Source organism: Agromyces sp. P2_B3 (assembly GCF_056404815.1).
Window position 1 is genome coordinate 21,119 of record NZ_JBFUDH010000005.1, and the last position, 17,975, is coordinate 39,093.

At 70.8% G+C, this 17,975-nt stretch carries 14 protein-coding genes; 2 read left to right on the forward strand and 12 right to left on the reverse strand.

Translation table 11 applies throughout. The features are described 5' to 3' along the window. Positions 1-10: 10 nt before the first annotated feature. Positions 11-646, reverse strand: coding sequence for a LysE family translocator (locus AC1DZA_RS09750; RefSeq protein ID WP_476772595.1), 636 nt, complete (start codon positions 644-646; stop codon positions 11-13). A 106-nt stretch (positions 647-752) separates the two neighbouring features. Between AC1DZA_RS09750 and AC1DZA_RS09755 the strand changes: the two genes are divergently transcribed. Continuing rightward, positions 753-1,205, forward strand: a complete 453-nt coding sequence (locus AC1DZA_RS09755) for an Lrp/AsnC family transcriptional regulator (protein WP_476761669.1) — start codon at positions 753-755, stop codon at positions 1,203-1,205. Positions 1,206-1,233: 28 nt separating this feature from the next. On the opposite strand, the gene AC1DZA_RS09760 is transcribed toward AC1DZA_RS09755, so the two are convergent. The 6 genes from AC1DZA_RS09760 to AC1DZA_RS09785 form a co-directional block, all read right to left on the reverse strand. Then, the gene (locus tag AC1DZA_RS09760) at positions 1,234-1,611 is read right to left on the reverse strand and encodes a DUF805 domain-containing protein (protein WP_476772596.1); all 378 of its coding nucleotides are present in this window, start codon (positions 1,609-1,611) and stop codon (positions 1,234-1,236) included. A 36-nt stretch (positions 1,612-1,647) separates the two neighbouring features. Then, a complete protein-coding gene (locus AC1DZA_RS09765; protein WP_476772597.1) occupies positions 1,648-3,663 on the reverse strand; it encodes a beta-galactosidase in 2,016 nt (671 codons plus the stop codon). 61 nt (positions 3,664-3,724) lie between these two features. Beyond that, the gene (locus AC1DZA_RS09770) at positions 3,725-4,651 is read right to left on the reverse strand and encodes a carbohydrate ABC transporter permease (RefSeq protein WP_476761666.1); all 927 of its coding nucleotides are present in this window, start codon (positions 4,649-4,651) and stop codon (positions 3,725-3,727) included. Further along, a complete protein-coding gene (locus AC1DZA_RS09775) occupies positions 4,648-5,604 on the reverse strand; it encodes a carbohydrate ABC transporter permease (RefSeq protein WP_476772598.1) in 957 nt (318 codons plus the stop codon). The genes AC1DZA_RS09770 and AC1DZA_RS09775 overlap by 4 nt, the downstream gene beginning before the upstream one ends. 99 nt (positions 5,605-5,703) lie before the next feature. Then, entirely contained in the window at positions 5,704-7,053 is a 1,350-nt protein-coding gene (locus AC1DZA_RS09780) for an ABC transporter substrate-binding protein (protein WP_476772599.1), read from the reverse strand. A 46-nt stretch (positions 7,054-7,099) separates the two neighbouring features. Beyond that, positions 7,100-9,205, reverse strand: a complete 2,106-nt coding sequence (locus AC1DZA_RS09785) for a beta-galactosidase (protein WP_476772600.1) — start codon at positions 9,203-9,205, stop codon at positions 7,100-7,102. Positions 9,206-9,373: 168 nt separating this feature from the next. Between AC1DZA_RS09785 and AC1DZA_RS09790 the strand changes: the two genes are divergently transcribed. Continuing rightward, positions 9,374-10,390, forward strand: coding sequence for a LacI family DNA-binding transcriptional regulator (locus AC1DZA_RS09790; RefSeq protein ID WP_476772601.1), 1,017 nt, complete (start codon positions 9,374-9,376; stop codon positions 10,388-10,390). 56 nt (positions 10,391-10,446) lie between these two features. Here the strand turns inward: AC1DZA_RS09790 and AC1DZA_RS09795 are convergent, their stop codons facing one another. The 5 genes from AC1DZA_RS09795 to AC1DZA_RS09815 form a co-directional block, all read right to left on the reverse strand. Next, entirely contained in the window at positions 10,447-11,538 is a 1,092-nt protein-coding gene (locus AC1DZA_RS09795; RefSeq protein ID WP_476772602.1) for an alpha/beta hydrolase, read from the reverse strand. A 65-nt stretch (positions 11,539-11,603) separates the two neighbouring features. Then, positions 11,604-12,398, reverse strand: coding sequence for an SDR family NAD(P)-dependent oxidoreductase (locus tag AC1DZA_RS09800; RefSeq protein ID WP_476772729.1), 795 nt, complete (start codon positions 12,396-12,398; stop codon positions 11,604-11,606). Then, positions 12,398-12,832, reverse strand: coding sequence for an SRPBCC family protein (locus tag AC1DZA_RS09805; RefSeq protein ID WP_476772603.1), 435 nt, complete (start codon positions 12,830-12,832; stop codon positions 12,398-12,400). The genes AC1DZA_RS09800 and AC1DZA_RS09805 overlap by 1 nt, the downstream gene beginning before the upstream one ends. Further along, positions 12,829-13,221: an ArsR/SmtB family transcription factor gene (locus AC1DZA_RS09810; RefSeq protein WP_476772604.1), complete on the reverse strand. Its 393-nt coding sequence runs from the start codon at positions 13,219-13,221 to the stop codon at positions 12,829-12,831. The genes AC1DZA_RS09805 and AC1DZA_RS09810 overlap by 4 nt, the downstream gene beginning before the upstream one ends. A gap of 156 nt (positions 13,222-13,377) precedes the next feature. Next, the gene (locus AC1DZA_RS09815; protein WP_476772605.1) at positions 13,378-17,877 is read right to left on the reverse strand and encodes a S8 family serine peptidase; all 4,500 of its coding nucleotides are present in this window, start codon (positions 17,875-17,877) and stop codon (positions 13,378-13,380) included. Positions 17,878-17,975 lie beyond the last annotated feature (98 nt).

Consider the following 17,975-nt stretch of genomic DNA (forward strand, 5'->3'; position numbering starts at 1 on the left):
GCAGGCCACGCTACCGAGTGAGGTGCATCAGCTGCTCGGCCACGAGCACGACCGCGAGCAGCACCATCGCCGCGCCCGAGACGCGCGAGACCACGCGCATGGCCGACGGCCGTGCACGGATCACGGCCTTGGCGCCGACGCCCACGACGGAGTAGACCAGTGCGCAACTGCCCACGAAGATGAGCCCGAGCACCGCGAGCTGCACCGGGATCGGCCAGTCGCCCGCGGCATCCGTGAACTGCGGCAGCAGCACGACGAGCACGAGCAGTCCCTTGGGGTTGAGCCCGCTCACGCCGACCCCCTGGGCCAGCCGAAGCCACGCCCTCGACTCACGCTGCGGGCCCGACTCCCCGGCCGTCGCCACGGCGGGCGGGTGCAGCAAAATGCGCACGCCGAGGTACGACAGGTAGCCCGCCGCTGCCAGGGTGAGGATCACGAGTGCCCACGGCAGCGCCGCCAGCGTCGCGCCCACGCCCACCGCCACCGCGGCCACCGCGACGAGATAGCCGATGAGGATGCCGCCGAGCGCGGGCATGATCGTGCGATCCCTGGTGCCCGCGGCGATGATGTAGGCCCAGTCGGGCCCCGGCACGAGCACCATGAACGTCATCATCGCCCAGCAGGCGAGCAGCAGTTGCACGTCCATCGCATTCCCCGATCGTCGTTCCGATACGACGAACGTACGGAAGATCGGCTGGAAGGTGGTTCCAACTTCCTCCCCTCCGGCGCCCTGCTGTGGAAGAATCCACCCCATGGACGCCATCGACCGGAGAATCCTTGCCGAGTTGCAGCACGACGGCCGACTGAGTCTCACCGACCTCGCCGAGCGGGTGCAGCTCAGCATGTCGCCGACGCACCGGCGCCTGCGAGCGCTCGAGGAGTCGGGCGCGATCACCGGCTACCGTGCGGTGATCGACCCCGAGGTCGTCGGGCTCGGCTTCGGCGCGCTCGTGTTCGTCACCATGGACCAGGCGAACCGCGCGACCATCCCCGCGTTCGATGCCGCCGTCGCCGAGGTCCCCGAGGTGATCCAGGCCCTGCGGCTGTTCGGCGATCCCGACTACCTCCTGCGCGTGGCCGTGCCCGACCTGCCCGCCTACCAGCGGCTCTGGGACGAACGCCTCTCCGCGCTGCCAGGCGTGCGGCGCGTCGAGTCGACCCTCGTCATGAAGACGATCGTCGACGACCGCTCGCTGCCGATCTGACGGGCGTGCGCCGCAGCCGCCGTCGGGCTCAGGCGGCGGCCGGTCCCGGTACGGCGTCCGGCGCCGCGAGCCCGTCCTTCGCCGGCTGGGACAGGAAGACGGCCAGCACGATCAGTCCGCCGATCGGCACGAGTACCCAGAACACGTGCCCCCAGCCGTACCCGGCGTCACGCAGGCGCCGCACGGTGACGGCGAGGTACGGCAGCAGCACGGCAACGCCCCAGAGTCCCGCGAGCACCGACCCCAGGTAGGCGTTCTCGCCGACCGGGAACACGTTGAGCACGTTCAGCGCCGACAGCACGAGCACGTTGAACAGCGCCCACCACCAGAACTCGGGCCGCCCCGCGCGACCGGTGAACTCGGCGTACTTGCCGAAGACGGTGCGGATGGATTCGACGAAGGACATGCTCGAAGTGTAGGGCGCGGCCGGCGCCCCGGCGGCTCAGACCGGACGGACGACGGCCACCCCCTGCGACGGCAGCACGAGGCCCGAGGCATCCGACCCCGTGAGCAGGTCGGTGCCCTCGACGACGAGCTCGGTGTCCTCGGCACCGTGGTTGATGGCGAACACGAATCCGCCACGTCGCACGACCTCGACCCGACCGCCGTTCGCGACGGGTGCGGGCACCTCGATGCCGGCCTCCTCGGCGATCCGGGCGACCAGCCGGCCGAGCGCTTCGGGTTCGGGCAGCGTCGCGACGTACCAGGCCGCGCCTCCCCGGCCGTCGGCGCCGCGACGCGTGACGGCAGGCCACCCGGCGAGCGCGCCCTCGGCGAACGTCGCCTCCGTCGCGGCATCCTCGACCCGCACGTACTCGGCCCAGACGGCACCGGATGCCGCCCCGCCGAGCACGTCGCCGTCGAGGGCGACCGGCGGCGCCGCTCCCCCGCCGACGGCCCGGAGGTCGGGCGCGGCCGGCGGTGCGAACTCCTCGATCCACACGCCGAGCGTGCTCCGCAGCGGCTCGCCGAGGTAGCCGCCGAGCCGCACGTGCAGGTGCTCGTCGGTGATGCCCGTGCCGAAGCCGACGACGAGCGTGCCCCCGGCCTCCGCGAACGCCGCCAGGTTCTCGAGCTGCGCGTCGGTCGCGACGAAGTGGGTCGGTGCGACGACGAGCCGGTAGCCCGACAGGTCGGCGTCGGCTCGCACGAAGTCGACCGTGAGCCCGAGCGACGTGAGCGCGTGGTGCCAGGCGAACAGGGTCTCGAGGTAGGAGACCGTCGTGGGCGAGGCCGGCTGCTCGACCGCCCACCAGCTGTCCCAGTCGAGGGCGATCGCGACCTGGGTGGGGACGCGGCTGCCCTCGAGGCCGACCTCGGGCCCCGACAGCCGCTGCAGCTCCCCGCCGAGCTGCTCGATCTCGCGCCACACCCTCGTGTCGGTGCCGCCGTGCGGAACCATTCCCGAGTGGAACTTCTCCGAGCCCGCGGCCGACTGCCGCCACTGGAAGAAGAGGATGCCGTCGGCGCCGCGTCCGATCGACTGATAGGACCACGCGCGCATCTGCCCGGGCACCTTCGCCGCGTTCTGCGGCCGCCAGTTCACCGCTCCCGGCGACTGCTCCATGAGGAGCCATGGCGCTCCGTCGCCGAGCGAGCGCATCAGGTCGCGCACCATCGCGGCATACGGCACCGAGATCGGGTCGGCGGGATCGGGGTAGGTGTCGTCCGAGACGATGTCGACCTCACGCGCCCACTTCCAGTAGTCGACGGGCTTGAAGAACCCCATGAAGTTCGTGGTGATCGGCACCTCGGATGCCGCGCGGATCACCTCGACCTCGGACCGGTAGCAGGCCAGCAGCTCGTCGCTCGAGAACCGGTCGAAGTCGAGAAGTTGCGTCGGGTTGCGGAACGTCGGGGCCGCGCGCGGCGGCTCCACCTCGTCGAACCCGTCGTAGCGCTGCGACCAGAACGCCGTGCCCCAGGCGCGGTTCAGCTCGTCGATCGATCCGTACTTCGCCTCGAGCCAGGTGCGGAACGCCGCGGCCGACACCTCGCAGTAGCAGTGGCTGACGTGGCATCCGTACTCGTTGTTCACGTGCCAGAGCTCGAGGGCCGGATGCTGCGCGTACCGCTCCACCAGTCGCGTCACGAGCTGTCGCGCTCGCTCGCGGTAGACAGGCGAGCTCGGGCAGTACTGCTGCCGGCTGCCGACCGCGAGCCGCACCCCCTGCTCGGTGACGGGCAGGGTCTCGGGATGCCGCTTCGCGAGCCACGGCGGCGGGGATGCGGTGGCCGTGGCCAGGTCGACGCGGATGCCCCCGGCGTGCAGGGTGTCGAGCACGTCGTCGAGCCAGGCGAAGTCGTACTCTCCGGGGCGCGGTTCGAGCCGGGCCCACGAGAACACGCCCACCGTCGCGAGGCTGATGCCGCCGCGCTGCATGAGCGTGACGTCCTCATCCCACACCTCGCGCGGCCATTGCTCGGGGTTGTAGTCGCCGCCGTACCAGATCGTCACGATCGCGCCCTCTCCGTCGGAGTCATCCGTCCATCATCCCTGCGGCGCGCTGGCGATGCGCTCATTCCTTCACGCTCCCCGTCGCGAGCCCCGACTGCCAGTAGCGCTGCAGGAAGAGGAACGCGAGCACCAGCGGCACGATCGACACGAGCGAACCGGTGATGACCGTGGAGAACAGCGCTTGGGAGCCACCGCCCTGACTCGCCGCCGCCTGGAGCTGCGCGAGGCCGACCGTGATCGGATACAGATCGGAGCTGTTCAGCATGATCAGTGGAAGGAAGTAGTTGTTCCACGTCGCCACGAGCGAGAACAGGAACACGGTGACGAGGCCGGGGCCGAGCAGCCGCAGTCCCACCTGCCAGAAGATCCGGAACTCGCCGGCGCCGTCGACCCGCGCCGCCTCGATCAGGCCGTCGGGGATGGCATCGGCGGCGTACACCCGCATGAGGTACACCCCGAACGGGCTGACCAGCGACGGGATGATGACCGCCCACGGGGTATCCGTCAGGCCGGCCGAGGAGAACAGGAGGTAGGTGGGCAGCGCCAGCGCAGTGAGCGGGATCATGATCGCGCCGAGCGTCGCGCTGAAGAGCGCCTTCTTGAAGGGGAACTCGTACTTCGCGAACGCGTAGCCCGCCATGGTGGAGAGCAGCGTCGCTCCCACCGCAGCGCTGATCGAGTAGACGAAGGTGTTGACGAGCCACCGTGTGAAGATGCCGTCGCGCACGCTGAACAGGGTCTGCAGGTTCTCCCAGAGGGAGAAGTCGCCGCCGAACCACAGACCGAACGTCGAGAACAGGGCGGCGTTGTCCTTGGTCGAGGAGACGAGCAGCCACCACAGCGGGAGCACGAAGTACAGCACGAGGAGCCAGAGCAGCACGGTGAGCAGCACGCTCCGGCGCCGCTCGGGTGCGTAGTGGCGGGCCGATCGGCGCGAACCGGTCGCATCGCCGACGGTCACGGCCGCGCGGGTCTCGGTGGAGGTCATGCCGGCCTCCGTTCGCGCCGCTCGCGACGTTGCGCTCCGAGCTGGACGAGGTACGACAGGACGGCGATCACGATTCCGAGGAGGAACGCGATGGATGCCGCGTAGTTCAGCTCCTGGTTCACGAACGCGAGGTTGTAGGCGTAGAAGTTCGGGGTGTACGAGTTGATCACCACGTTCGGGGCGATGATGGACAGCAGGCTCGGCTCGGAGAAGAGCTGGAACGACCCGATGACCGAGAAGATGATCGTCAGCAGGATCGCCGGCCGGATCGCCGGGATCTTGATGCTCCACGCGAGGCGGAACTGCCCGGCGCCGTCGATCTCGGCTGCCTCGTAGAGTTCGCCGGGGATCGACCGCAGGGCCGCGTACATGATGATCATGTTGTAGCCGACGAACTCCCACGTGACGATGTTCATCATCGAGCCGAGCATGTTCTCGGCCGACAGGAACTCGGGCGTCCCGAAGCCGAGCGCGCGTGACATCTGGGCCAGCGGGCCGAAGTCGGGGCCGTAGAGGTAGCCCCACATGAGCGTCGCGACCACGGCGGGCACGGCGTAGGGCATGTAGATGAGCAGGCGGACCGCCTTCGAACCCCTCGCCCGGAAGCTGTCCAGCGCGAGGGCGAGGAAGAGCGCGAGGCCGAGCATGATCGGCACCTGCACGACGAAGAACAGGCCCACGCGTCCGAGTCCCTCCAGGAACAGCGGATCGGTCAGCGCCCGGACATAGTTGCCGAGGCCGTTGAAGACCTCGCCGCCGATGAGCTTGCTCTCGAAGAGGCTCAGGTAACCGGAGTAGATGAGCGGCACGACCAGCATCGTGATGAACACGATGAAGAAGGGCAGGAGGAACAGGTAGGCGGCACGGTACTGCTTGCGCTTCGCGGTGCTCGTGCGGCGCTTCGGCGGTGGCGCGGTCGGGCGCTCTGCGGTGAGCGCCGGGGAGGTCGACATGACGGCTCCTTCTCGTGGTGGATGGACGATGGGGTGGGGCGCCCGCCTGCAGGGCGGCGAGCGGTGGCAGGCCGGCCGGCCGGCGGGCGCCCCGCGGACTCACTCGACGGTGAAGCCCTGGTCCTCCGCATACTTGACGAGCTGGTCCTGCCAGGCGTCGAGGGCAGCGGCGATGTCACCCTTGTCGGCGATCACCGTGCCCATCGTCTCCTCGTAGGTGGAGTACACGTAGTCCATGAACGGCAGCCACTCGAAGTCCGTGTCGACGGTCGTCGAGATGTCGGCGAACAGCTTGTTGACCTCCTGGCCGCCGTAGAACTCCGACTGCTGGTCGACGAACGCGGGGTCCTCGAGCACCGACACCTGCGGCGGGAAGAGGAACTGCTCGGTCGCCAGCTTCATCGCCGACTCCTCGTCGTTGTTGATGAACTTCGCGAGCTCGTAGGCGGCGATGGGGTTCTTCGTCGACGCGAGCACCGCGTCGGACGAGCCGCCCCAGTTGCCGGAGACCTCGGTGCCCGCATCCCACTGCGGCAGCGGCGCGGCACGCCAGAGCCCTGACGTGTCCTCGGCCGTGCCCTGCAGGAAGATCGGTCCCCAGGCCGCGGTGAGCCAGCCGGCGTACTTTCCGCTCGCCAGGCCCTGGTACCACGTGTCGTTGAAGTCGACGTCGGTCGAGATGAGGTCGGCCTGGATCAGCTGCGTCCAGTAGTCGGCGACCTGCTTGGCCTCGTCGCTGTTGACGTCGATCTTCACGGTGTCCTCGCCGTTGTACCCGAACGGCTTGACGCCCGCCTGCCAGAAGAAGCCGATCATCTGGCCGGCCTGGGTGGCGCCGAGGTTCGAGATGTACGAGCCCGTGGCATCCTTCACGGCCTTCGCCGCCGTCGCGTACTCGTCCCATGTGGCGGGCGGCTCGGTGATGCCGGCCGCAGCCAGGATGTCCTCCCGGTAGAGGTTGCCCATCGGGCCGACGTCCTGCGGGATCGCCCACACCTCGTCGGCGGGCGAGACCTGGTTCCACGCCCAGTCGACGTAGCCGTCGGCGAGGTCGTCGGCGCCGTACGGCGTGAGGTCGAGCAGCGACTCGGGCAGCACGAACGAGGGGATGTACTGGTACTCGATCTGTGCGACATCCGGTGCGCCCTCGCCTGCCTCGATGGCGCTGCGCAGCTTCTGGTAGTGCGGCAGGCCCTGGCCGACGTTCTCGACCTTGACGTCGATCGCGGGGTACTTCTCCTCGAAGAGCTTGACCTCGTTCTCGATGTCGGGCACCCACGTCCAGAAGGTGAGCTTCGTGGGCGTCTCCATCGCCTTGTCGATGTCGTCCTGGCTGACCGGGCCCTGGTCGGACCCGCCTCCGCCGCTGGGGCTGCATCCCGACATGACGAGTGCGATCGAGGCGGCGCCGGTCACCAGCGCCAGTGCTGTCTTGCGTGCCTTCTTCATGATGACTCTTTCTGTGGTTGGGTCGGATCAGGCGATCCCTTGGTGCTCACTCGCCGACGAAGGTCCGCGTCGACCAGGCCGGCAGTGAGACATCGGTGCCCGTCGGGAGCTGGTCTCCGGTGACGGGGTCGGTGACGGATGCCGCGAGCGTGACGGCCTGCGGCTCCCATCCCCAGTTGAAGACGAACCAGGCGCGGCGGCCGTCGGGCAGCGAGCCCGATGCCACGGTCACCGGCAGCGCGCGACCGGACGCGAGTCCGTCGGCGATCGGCGACGGCACCGCCCAGCGCACGAGGTCGGCGGCCAGCGCGGGCGAGGGCACCGTGCCGACGACCGTGATGCGACCGGACCCGTGCTCGTTCGTCGTGACCGCCGGGAAGTCGCCGAAACGCGGGTGGTCGTAGCGTGCAAGCGTCTCGGCCCCGTCGGCGATGAGGCCGTCGGCCCATCGGGTCGCGGCGGCGTCGACGGATGCCGCGAGCGGCCCGCTCCCGGCGACCGGCACGTCGTGGCGCAGGTTGGAGAACTCCTCGTACCGCACGCCCGCCGCCTCGTGGAGCCGCGCCGGGGCGACCTCGACCCGGGCCCGGGCCTCCTCGTCGCCGTAGCCGGTGCGGATGCCGACGACGAGGTGCCCGCCGGCGGCGGCGTAGTCGCGCAGCAGGTCGAGCTCCGCGTCGGATGCCACGTACAGGGCCGGCGCGACGAGCACCGGGAACCGGGCGGCGAGCTCCTCGGCGCCGAGGGCGAGCGCCTGCGACACGTGCAGGATGCGCGACTGCGCGCCCGCGTCGATGACGCCGCGGTGGAACGCGTCGACGATGTGCTGATACGACGCCCGGTCGGGCTGCCCGTCGTCGGTCGCGAGCGGCGGGAAGAACTCGAGCGCGAAGCGGCTGTCGTTCGACCAGAGGATCGCGACGTCCGCGTCGGGCTCGAAGCCGTCGAGCGCCGTGCCGATGGCCTGCAGGTCGGCACCGACCTCGGCGACCTCGCGGTAGACGCGGCCGGGTTCGAGGCTGTGCGGCAGCACGCCGCCCCAGTACGTCTCGGTGCCGTAGGGCAGCGTGTGCCAGTGCCAGTACTCGATCATCGACGCGCCGCGGGAGATGAACGCGAAGGCGGCCTGCTTGAGCTGCCCGGGATACGGCGGCAGGTTGAAGTCCGAACCGCCGATCGATTGCGCGTCGGTCTCGGTCACGAGGAACCGTGCTTGCTTCGACGAGTACATGCGGTCGGCCTGGCGCAGCATCGCGGCGACGCCGGACGTGGTCCACGGGGTGACCGGCTCGAGGTCGACGGTGGCGTCGAGGTGGTCCTGCATGGCGTAGTAGGGGTTGCCGGCGGTCACGTCGAGCGCCTCGACGAGCTCCTCGTCGGCGAGGGCCGGCCGCGGGTAGGCGATGCACGTGGTCACGAACTGCCCGGGCTCGGCGTACTCCCGCACGATGTCCGCCTGCCAGGCGATGAACTCGGTCGTGAGGTCGGCCTGATAGCGCCGCCAGGCCAGGTCGTACTGGGGCAGGGTGTTCCCGTCGGGCGTCCACAGGTCCGACCAGTCCGAGAGCCGGTGCGACCAGTAGGTGAGGCCCCACTCGCGGTTGAGCGTCTCGACGTCGCCGTACTGCGCCTTCAGCCGGCGCACGAAGCGCTGGAAGGAGCCGCGGTTGTGGAACAGCAGCATGCCCGGCTCGTTGTCGACCTGGTAGCCGATCACGGCGGGGTGGTCGGCGTACCGCGCGATCACCGCACGGATCACTCGCTCGGCGTGGAAGCGGAAGGCCGGGTGCGAGTAGTCGACCTCCTGACGGGCCCCCCACGGCATCGGCTCTCCGGTTCGCGGCTCGCCGGCGATCTCGGGGTAGGCGGTCTGCAGCCACGGCGGCACGGCGTAGGTGGGCGTGCCGAGGATGACGCGGATGCCGCGGGCGTGCGCTCCGTCGAGCACGGGCTGCAGCCAGTCGAGGTCGAACTCGCCGTCGCGCGGCTCCCACGTCGACCACACGGACTCGCCGACGCGGATGACGGTGAAGCCGGCCGCCTGCATCAGGTCGAGGTCCACCTCGGTGCGCTCGTCGCGGTGGTACTCGGCGTAGTAGGCGGCACCGAAGAGGATTCCGCTGGGGAGGTGGGCGGGGTTCGAGGGATCCATCGAGTCGTACTCCGTTGTCGGCCGAGCAGGGTGGTGAGTGTCAGAATGTTTTCGACAACATCGTGTCGAGACCAGAATGTTGCCGATAACATCAGATGTCAAGAGCAGATCGCCGATTTCAATCGACGACGCATCGTGGGAGCGCGACCACCCGAGAGGAGCCCGCGTATGGACCCCACCGCCAGGCCGGCGACCATCTACGACGTCGCGCAGGCGGCTGGCGTGTCGCACCAGACGGTCAGCCGGTTCCTCAAGGGGTTCGCCGGCATCCGGCCCGAGACTCGCGTCCGCGTCGAGCGAGCCCTCGACGAACTGGGGTACCGGCCCAACCTCACCGCCAGAAGCCTCAAGTCGGGCCGTTCGCACCGCATCGGGGCGATCACGCACGAGGTGTCGCACGTCGGCCCGAGCCGCATCGCGCAGGGCGCGAGCGTCGCCGCCCGCGAGGCCGGCTACGTCCTCGACCTCGTGTCGCTCGACGTGGAGGATCCGGCCGCGATCGAGGACTCGCTCGAGCTCATGGCGCAGCTCAACCTGGCGGGTGTCCTCGCCCTCTCCTCGACCGACGCCATGACGAAGGCGTTCGAGGCGACTCGGTTCCGCGTGCCCGTGCTCATCGCGGTCGCCTCCGACGAGGACGGCCGCCGCACCGACCCCGCCGCAGTGCACCTGCACGAACTCGTGGGTCACCTCGCAGACCTCGGGCATCGTCGCCTGGTGCACATCGCCGGGCCGGCCGAGTGGCCCGCCTCGCGGCTGCGTGCCCGCGCCTACGAGGACGCCGTGCGCGACCTGGGCCTCACCTCGCTGGGGGTGCTGTCGGGCGACTGGTCGGCCCGCTCGGGCTACGACGCGATCATGGCCCTGCCGCGGCTGCCCGAGGCCACCGCCTACGTGGCCGCCAACGACCAGACCGCGCTCGGCGTGATGCTCGCGCTCAAGGAGCGCGGCCTCCGTATCCCCGACGACGTCAGCGTCGTCGGCATCGACGACGTGGCCGATGCCGCGTTCTTCGACCCGCCGCTCACGACCCTCCACCTCGAGTTCGAGGCGCAGGGCCGGGCGTCGGTGCTGCAGCTCATCGCCAGCATCGAGGGCGTCGACGGCTCGCGGCCCGACCTCCCGACGCCGCACCTGGTCGTGCGACGGTCGTCAGGGCCGGCCCCGGCATCCATGCGCCCCTGACCGCTCGCCATCGAGCCACCACGCGGCCGCCGGCCGGCGGCCTCGTGGTGGCTCGATCACGGCTGCGTCGTGTGCGCGGCGAGGAAGGCGAGCGTCTCGTCGAGTGCCACGTGCGCCTCCTCGAAGTCGAGGTGGAACTGGTACTCGTGCGGCAGCGCCGGCTGGTGGTCGGCCGCCCAGAACAGCTCCGCCGTCTCCACGCCGGCGTCGGCGAGCGCGTCGCTCATCGGCACCGACTGGATCCAGGTGAGCGCGTCGCCGTTGCCGCCGCTGATGAAGGTGGGCGGGAAGTCCTCGGTCACGAACTCGATGGTCGACATGGTGGTGCCGGCATAGCTGCTCGACCAGTCCTTCGTGCCGGTATACGCCCAGAGGGCCACCTTGAACCCCCACTGGCCGATGCCGTTCAGCTCCGCCATCGCCCGCAGGTCGTACACGCCGCAGTTCAGGATGGCGCCCACGAGCTGCTCCGGTTCGAGGGCGGGGTCGAGGCCGAGCAGGTGCGCGTACTTGTCGTTCGTGGTGAGCACCGCCAGCTGGCTGGCGAGCTGCGCCCCTGCGGAGTCGCCGGCGAGCACGAGCTGGTCGGGGTCGACGCCGAGCTCCTCGGCGTGCTCGACGACGTAGGCGAGGGAGTCGTTGAGCTCGCGCAGGGCGGTGGGATAGGTCGCCTCGGGGGCGATGGTGTAGTCCAGTCCGATCGTCGTGTAGCCGTGGCTCGCGAGGATCCGCAGGTACGGGTCGACGTTCTCCTTCGCGCCCGAGATCCAGGCGCCGCCGTGCACCCAGACGACCGTGGGGTGCGGTCCCGGGTCCTCCGCGGGCGTGAAGACGTCGAGACGGGTGTCGGCGCCACCGGCGCCACCTGCGGCATCCGTGGCCACGTCGAGCCGCGCGTCCACACCGGTCTCGGGTACGAACGGCTCCATCTCGGCCACCGTGTCCGCAGCACCGCGCTCGAAGACGGCCCGGATCGCGAGCGACGCGGGCCACGGCGTGCTCGAGACGATGAGCGAGACCGCCACGAGCACGAACGCCGTGATCAGCGCGGCGAGCGTCCACCTGCGAGCCCTCGCCGAGAGCCCGGATCGGCGGTCGAGCAGCGGGTCGGATGCCGCGGCGCGCGGGCTTCGGCGATCGGTGGTCACGCCTCATCGTGGCAGCGCCCCGTGCCCGTCGGGACGGGACGCGCCGCCGCGGCATCCGTCGCCCGTCAGTCGACGAGCGCCCCGGCCGTCACGTTCACGATCACGCCGGTCATCGACCGAGCCCGGTCGGATGCCACGAAGGCGAAGTACTCGCCGACCTCGTCGAGCGTCGGCAGGCGCCCGAGGAGCGTGGTGCTCGCGAGGGCCGCGAACCACTCGTCGCGGGTGACCCCGCCCGCGTCGGCCATGCGGCCGAACATCTCCCCCGTGTACGAGAGGTCGTACGCGTCGGCCATCGCGTGCGGCCGCACGCACACGACGCGCACGCCGGCCGGGCCGAGCTCGCCGGCCAGGGCCCGCGAGAACCCCTCGAGGCCGGCGCTCTGCGCGGCGTTGCCGATCAGGCCGTTGCCCGTGAGCCGCGCCCCCGGGGTCGAGATCGTGAGGATCACGCCGCTCCCCTGCGCCACCATGTGCCGCGCCGCCGCCTTCGCGGTCACGAAGTTGGTGCGCAGGTACCCCGTCACGGGATGCAGGTAGGCGTCGAGGCTCGTGTCGGCGATCGGGAGGCCCTGCACGTGGTCGAAGCCGACCGTGTTGAGGGCGATGTCGATGCGGCCCGCGGCATCCGCCACCTCGTCGGCATGCCGGTCGACGGCGTCCTGGTCCATGGCGTCGACCACCGCGATGTCGACGGATGCCCCCTCGGCACGTGCCGCGGATGCCGCCGCCTCGAGCCGGGGCAGGCTGCGCCCGGCGAGGAACAGCCGCGCGCCCTCCCGGGCGAACGCCTTCGCCGTCGACGCACCGATCGATCCGCCACCGCCGTGGATCACGGCCACCTTGTCCTCGAGCAGCATCACGCCGCCTCCTCTGCTTCCATGGTCTGTTCGTACCGGCCGAGGATCTCGGTCCAGCCGGCTTCGTGCTTGGCCGCCGCCTCGGCGTCGGTCAGCCTCGTGTGGTGCACCTGCACGACGGTCGCCTCGCCGTCGGGCTCGAACGTCACGTGCACGACCGAGTCCACGTGGTGCGTGTGCTCCGATCGCCAGGTGAACTCGAGCTTCCGCGGCCGGTCGATCAGCCGGTAGACGCCCGAGTGCGTGATGGTGCCGAACCGGTCGCGCATCGTGATCGAGAACGCGCCGCCCTCGCGCGGGTCGGCGACGATGACCGACGGCTCGCCGGTGTCGTCGCGGCGCATCCACACCGCGAGGCTCGCGGGGTCGAGCCAGGCGTCGAAGAGCCGGTCGGCGGATGCCGCGATGCGGCGTCGTACGGTCACGGCCGTCATCGCGGGCCGCCGTCGTCGGTGCGCGCGGCGCTGCCGTCGTCGGTGGCGGCTCTGCCGTCGTCGGTGCCCGCGTCGTCCTGCAGCACGAACGCCTCGAGGGCGGCGAGCCGCTGCTCCCAGAACTCGCGGTAGCGCTGCATCCACGCGACGGCCTCGGCGAGCCCCTCACCCCGGAGGGAGAGCACGTGGTCGCGACCCCGCACCGTGCGCTGCACCAGTTCGGCGCGCTCGAGCACCTTGATGTGCTTGCTCGTCGAGTTGAGCGAGATCGGGAAGGCGCTGGCGACCTCGGTGACCCGCGCGTCGGAGACGAGCAGCCGGTCGAGGATCGCCCGCCTCGTCGGGTCGGCCACCGCGCTCAGCACGGCGTCCATCTGATATTCACCCATGAGGGTGAATGTACGCCGACCGGGGCGACTCGTCAACCCTGCGGCCCGCGCGCCTTGGCCGCCCGGCCGTCCCCGCGCACCGGAATCCCGTTTCCGCGGTGGAATCCCGAGCGCTCGGTACTCTGGTGCGGGAACGGGATTCCGGCGGACGACGGGCTAGGCGCGGCCTCCGCGACGACGCCGGATCCCTGATGCCAGCAGCATGCCGCCGAGCACCACGACGAGCGCCGCGAGCGCGAGTGCACCTCCCAGTTGCACGCCGGTGTGCGCGAGGTCCGAGCCACCGCCGGCTGCAGGCGCAGAGGGCGATCCCGATCCCGGCGCTCCGCCGTCGGACCCGTCGTCGCCGGGACCGGTCGGCCCACCCGGCTCCTCATCCTCGACCGGGGCCAGCTGCGCCAGCGAGACCGGCGTCGTGAAGATCACGCGGTGCGCCGAGATGTGGATGTCGGGCGAGAGCACCTCGTACTTCGCGCGAACCCAGAACGCGGCATCCTCCTCGACCTGGATGGTCCGCGACGCGACGGGCCCGGGCTCGAGCACCTGGTCGTGCGGCACCTGCTCCCAGTGGAACCTCCCCTGGTAGATGTCCCAGCCGTAGCCCACCGAGAAGTCGAACCCGCGGCTGTACGCCGGGTACCGGTTGCTGAACGTCAGCGTGATCGGCGTCTCTGCGGCTTCTGCGGCCTCTGCCGCGTGAGCGGCTCGCGCCGACGTGGCATCCGTCGCCGACATGGTCGCCCAGAAGTCGTTCGAGATCTTCGGCTCACTGGCGCACCGTTCCGACCCGTGGTTCGCGTAGGCGCCGAGCACCTCACCGTCGAGCAGGAACTCGACGCCCGTCATGGCGGTCAGGTCGAACGTGCCGGTGATGACCGGCTTGTCGATCCAGACGGTGGCGAAGACGAGCGGACCGTTGCACATCTTGTAGCGCAGGGTCGCCTGCGTGACCTGGCCGGTCGAGTTCTCGTACACGAGGTCCATCGCGTTCTCGTTCTCGGGATTCTGGGTCATGGTCACCGCGGACGGGGCGGTCTCGGCGACCGTGAAGGCGTACTCGCGCTGCTGGGTCTGCGAGCCGTCACCCGCGATCGCCCAGACCCTCGCCGTGTAGTCGCCGGGCACGACCGGTACCGCCGACGACCGGCGGCTGTCGGCGTCGAACATCGGATCGACCGACAGTTCGAGGGTCTCGTCGAGCGCGATCGCCCCGCCGTCGCTTTCGATGACGACCCGAACCGGGCCGATGCCGCCGAACGTGATCTCGGCTCCGGCGGTCGCCGTGCCGTCGGCGGCGTAGTCCACGAACTCCCACAGGTCGTGGATGACGAGGCTCGCGACGTGCAGTTCCGCCTCGGCGTGCTCCCCGTCGGACTCGATCCGCACGACGTGCGGGCCCTCGGCGGCATCCGCCGGCACGTTCAGGTACCGGGCCACCTCGCCGCCGTTCCCGGCACGGCCGACCGCCACGGGCTCGCCGTCGAGCGAGATCGAGTACTCCGCTGCCGGTGCGAGCCCGACCGCCTCGACGCTGAACCCCTTGCCGGGGCGCACCCACTCGGGCGCCACCGTGACGGCGAGGTCTTCGTCGCCCGCGGCCGGCTCGCCGGGCGTCGAGACGACGAGGTTCGTCACCCGGTTGGTCTCACCGAAGTGCACCCGGCCGAGATACCGCGATCCGGGGGCGAGCCCCGACCACGACACGTCGACGGATGCCGGTTCACCGAGCTTCATCGGCAACACGGCCGGATCCGCGGAGAGGTCGCCGACGTGCGCGTCGCCACCGAGGAAGTAGCTCGTCAGCTCGTAGTCGAGGTCGCCCTCGCCGGCGAAGAAGTCGACCTCCAGCAGGTAGCGACCGCTCGAGGCGAGGGGCACGACGATCTGCTCGTCGGCCTTCGGCGTCGTGGCCTCGCGACTGAGCCAGCTGCTGCCGAACGGGTCGAGCTGGTAGAGGCGCAGGTCGAGGTCGGCGGTGTCGTCGGCCGCGTCGAGATCGAACCGGGCGTAGGTCGTGCCCTCGGGGATCTCGATCAGGTGGCGATCCCGTGCGCCGCCCTGGGTGCCCTGACCCCGCAGGACGTGACCCTGGACGAGGCCGTCGACCGCGATCGGCACGTCGAGCGTGTCGCCCGCCGAGACCGGGATCTCGAGCGAGCCGTCGATCCCGGCCCCCTCGGCCTCGGAGGGAACGCTGAGGACGACGGGCCGCACGGCGAGCGGCGTCGTCACGACCCCGCCGTCGCCGACCCATCGAAGCGTGCCGGTGGTGAACGCGTCGAGCGGGGCATCCGAGCGCCGGAACGTCACGGTGTACGACACCTCGTCGCCCGCCGCCGCGAAGTCCAGCACCGACGGCGACACGGTGACCTCGACCCCCGGCACGTCCACGGGCTGCGCCTCGTAGTGACCCGGCGCGGTCGCCGTGACCGTGCGGGTCACCGTCTCGACCCCGGCGAGGGCGCCGACGGAGATCGACGCGAGGTTGAGGTTCGAGGGATCGATCGGTTCGACGCCCACATCCACCTGGCCGAGGCCCTGGACGTATCCGTACCAGTCGTCGACGTCGTTGAGGTAGAGGAACCCGGGTTCGAAGTACCGCGTGGGGTCGACGTGGCCGGCGCCCTGGAGGAACGGGTCATCGACCGGCTGGCCGGCGCGGTCGACGGTGTCGTACGCGGTCGTCATGAGGGCAGACTTCACCTCCGCGGGCGATGCGTTCGGCCGTTCGCCGAGGTACAGCGCCGCGAGCCCGGCGAGGTGCGGCGAGGCCATCGACGTGCCCGACAGGAGCTGGAATCGGGGGTCCTCGCCCTCGGCGTTCGCCGCATCCGCAAGGATCGCGACGCCGGGCGCCGCCACGTCGGGCTTCAGCACGTCCCCGCCGTCGGCGAGGATCGGCCCGCGCGACGAGAAGCCCGCCACCTGTGGCGCCGGAGCGGAGGGCCCGCCGGTCGTGTTGCCGTCTTCGAGCGTGACACTCGCGCCGGCCGTCGCGGCGTAGCCGCTGACCGCGTCGTACGCCTCCGCGTCGAGGTGCACCGTCGGCACCGAGTGGGTGTCGAGGTCGATCGAGTTGGGCCCGGCGTTCACGAGCACCATGCCGATGCCGCCCACACGGGCCACCTCGGCGGACTTCGCCACGCGGTCGACCACGCCTCGCTCGCAGAGCACGATGGCGCCGGCCGTGCGCGCGGGGTCGAGGGTGCCCGGTCCGCAGAGCCGCGGCTCGTCGGCGCCCTCGACGCCGCTGACGGATGCCGCGACGAGCGGCCCGGCGAGCGACCCGCCGGCCGGCACCGTGATCGACCCGCCCAGGAAGGCTCGTCCGTCACCGAGCCGAACGCTGGCCTCATAACTCGGGATCGTGGATGCCGCGACCGTCGTGATCCACGGTGCGGCGTTGTCGGCCGTGGAGGCCTCGGGCCCGTCGTTGCCGGCCGAGGCGGCCACGAAGATGCCCGCAGCCGCGGCGCGCAGGAACGCCTGGTCGGTGAGCGAGACGGTCGTGATCGCGGCACCGCCGCCGATCGAGTAGTTGATCACGTCGACGCCATCGAAGACCGCGGCGTCGATCGCGGCGAGGAGGTCGCCGGTGGCGCATCCGTCGTCCTGCGGCGTGGGACCCGACCAGCAGGCCTTGTACACCGCGAGCCTGGCGGCGGGCGCGACGCCCGAGATCTCGCCGAGCTCGCGCCCGGCGACCTCGGCCGGCACGCCGTGGTCGCCGACGGCCGTGCTCGCCGTGTGCGAGCCGTGGCCGTTGCCGTCGCGGGGCGAGACGTATTCGGCGCGGTCGGCGCCGATCGAGGCCTCCTCGAAGTTGTCGAGGAAGTAGCGTGCGCCGATGAGCTTCGTCGAGCAGTCGTCGGCGGTGAACTGCTCACCCGTGACGCAGGCGCCGCGGAACCGCGTGCCGTCGGCCTTGTCGAAGACGATCGACTCGCCATCGCGATACGGCTCGGCGCCTGGTGCATCACCGAGCGGCTCGCCAGCGAACGACGGGTTCTCGGGTGCGACGCCCGAGTCGATGATGCCGACCACGACCCCCTCGCCGGCCGACTCGACGCCGCCCGTGGCGTCCCACACGCCGCCCTCGCCGCCGAGGCCGAGGAAGTCGGTCGAGGGCACGGCCGCCTGCAGGTGCAGGAGCTCGTCCTTCCCGACCGCGAGGACCCGGGAATCGGCGGCGAGCGCGGCGGCCTGGTCGGCGGTCAGCGTGCTGCTGAAGCCGTTGGTCGCGAGGGTGTACGAGCTGGTGATGTCTGCGCCGACGGATTCCGCCACCGCCGCCTGCTCGTCGCTGAGGTAGTCGGCATAGGCGACCGCTCGCTTCGAGCGGGCGGCGAGCTCCTCCCCCTCGGGCGCGCGCGTCGCCGAGAACGAGCCGGTGCCTCCGGCGTACGTGGCGACCGCCTCGTCGCGGAGGGTGACGATGTAACGCCCGTCCTCGAACGGGGCACCGTCCTTCGCCGTCGCCTCGACCGCGGTCGACGATGCGGTGACGGGTGCGATCGGAGTGGGTGTGTCGTCGGCCGCGGCGGCCGACGCAGGCCAGAAGGCGGTGCCGAGCGTGAGGAACAGGGCGGCGGCGGTGAGGGTCGCGGTCGAGCGACGCCGTCCCGTCACGATGGCGGAGCGGGTACGTGTGGTCACGAGGATCCTTGCTGGGAACGGATACCGGGGCGTCGTGCCATTCGACGGCCGACGATCGTCCAATTGTGTGCGAGCCGGCCCTCGCCTCGTTGGCCGAT

Excerpts from the sequence above, each read along its gene's own strand:
- AC1DZA_RS09780 (WP_476772599.1), bottom strand. The coding sequence starts at position 7,053 with ATGAAGAAGGCACGCAAGACAGCACTGGCGCTGGTGACCGGCGCCGCC.
- AC1DZA_RS09800 (WP_476772729.1), bottom strand. The coding sequence starts at position 12,398 with ATGCTGCTCGAGGACAAGGTGGCCGTGATCCACGGCGGTGGCGGATCG.
- AC1DZA_RS09775 (WP_476772598.1), bottom strand. The coding sequence starts at position 5,604 with ATGTCGACCTCCCCGGCGCTCACCGCAGAGCGCCCGACCGCGCCACCG.
- AC1DZA_RS09805 (WP_476772603.1), bottom strand. The coding sequence starts at position 12,832 with ATGACGGCCGTGACCGTACGACGCCGCATCGCGGCATCCGCCGACCGG.
- AC1DZA_RS09750 (WP_476772595.1), bottom strand. The coding sequence starts at position 646 with ATGGACGTGCAACTGCTGCTCGCCTGCTGGGCGATGATGACGTTCATG.
- AC1DZA_RS09810 (WP_476772604.1), bottom strand. The coding sequence starts at position 13,221 with ATGGGTGAATATCAGATGGACGCCGTGCTGAGCGCGGTGGCCGACCCG.
- AC1DZA_RS09785 (WP_476772600.1), bottom strand. The coding sequence starts at position 9,205 with ATGGATCCCTCGAACCCCGCCCACCTCCCCAGCGGAATCCTCTTCGGT.
- AC1DZA_RS09770 (WP_476761666.1), bottom strand. The coding sequence starts at position 4,651 with ATGACCTCCACCGAGACCCGCGCGGCCGTGACCGTCGGCGATGCGACC.
- AC1DZA_RS09790 (WP_476772601.1), top strand. The coding sequence starts at position 9,374 with ATGGACCCCACCGCCAGGCCGGCGACCATCTACGACGTCGCGCAGGCG.
- AC1DZA_RS09755 (WP_476761669.1), top strand. The coding sequence starts at position 753 with ATGGACGCCATCGACCGGAGAATCCTTGCCGAGTTGCAGCACGACGGC.
- AC1DZA_RS09760 (WP_476772596.1), bottom strand. The coding sequence starts at position 1,611 with ATGTCCTTCGTCGAATCCATCCGCACCGTCTTCGGCAAGTACGCCGAG.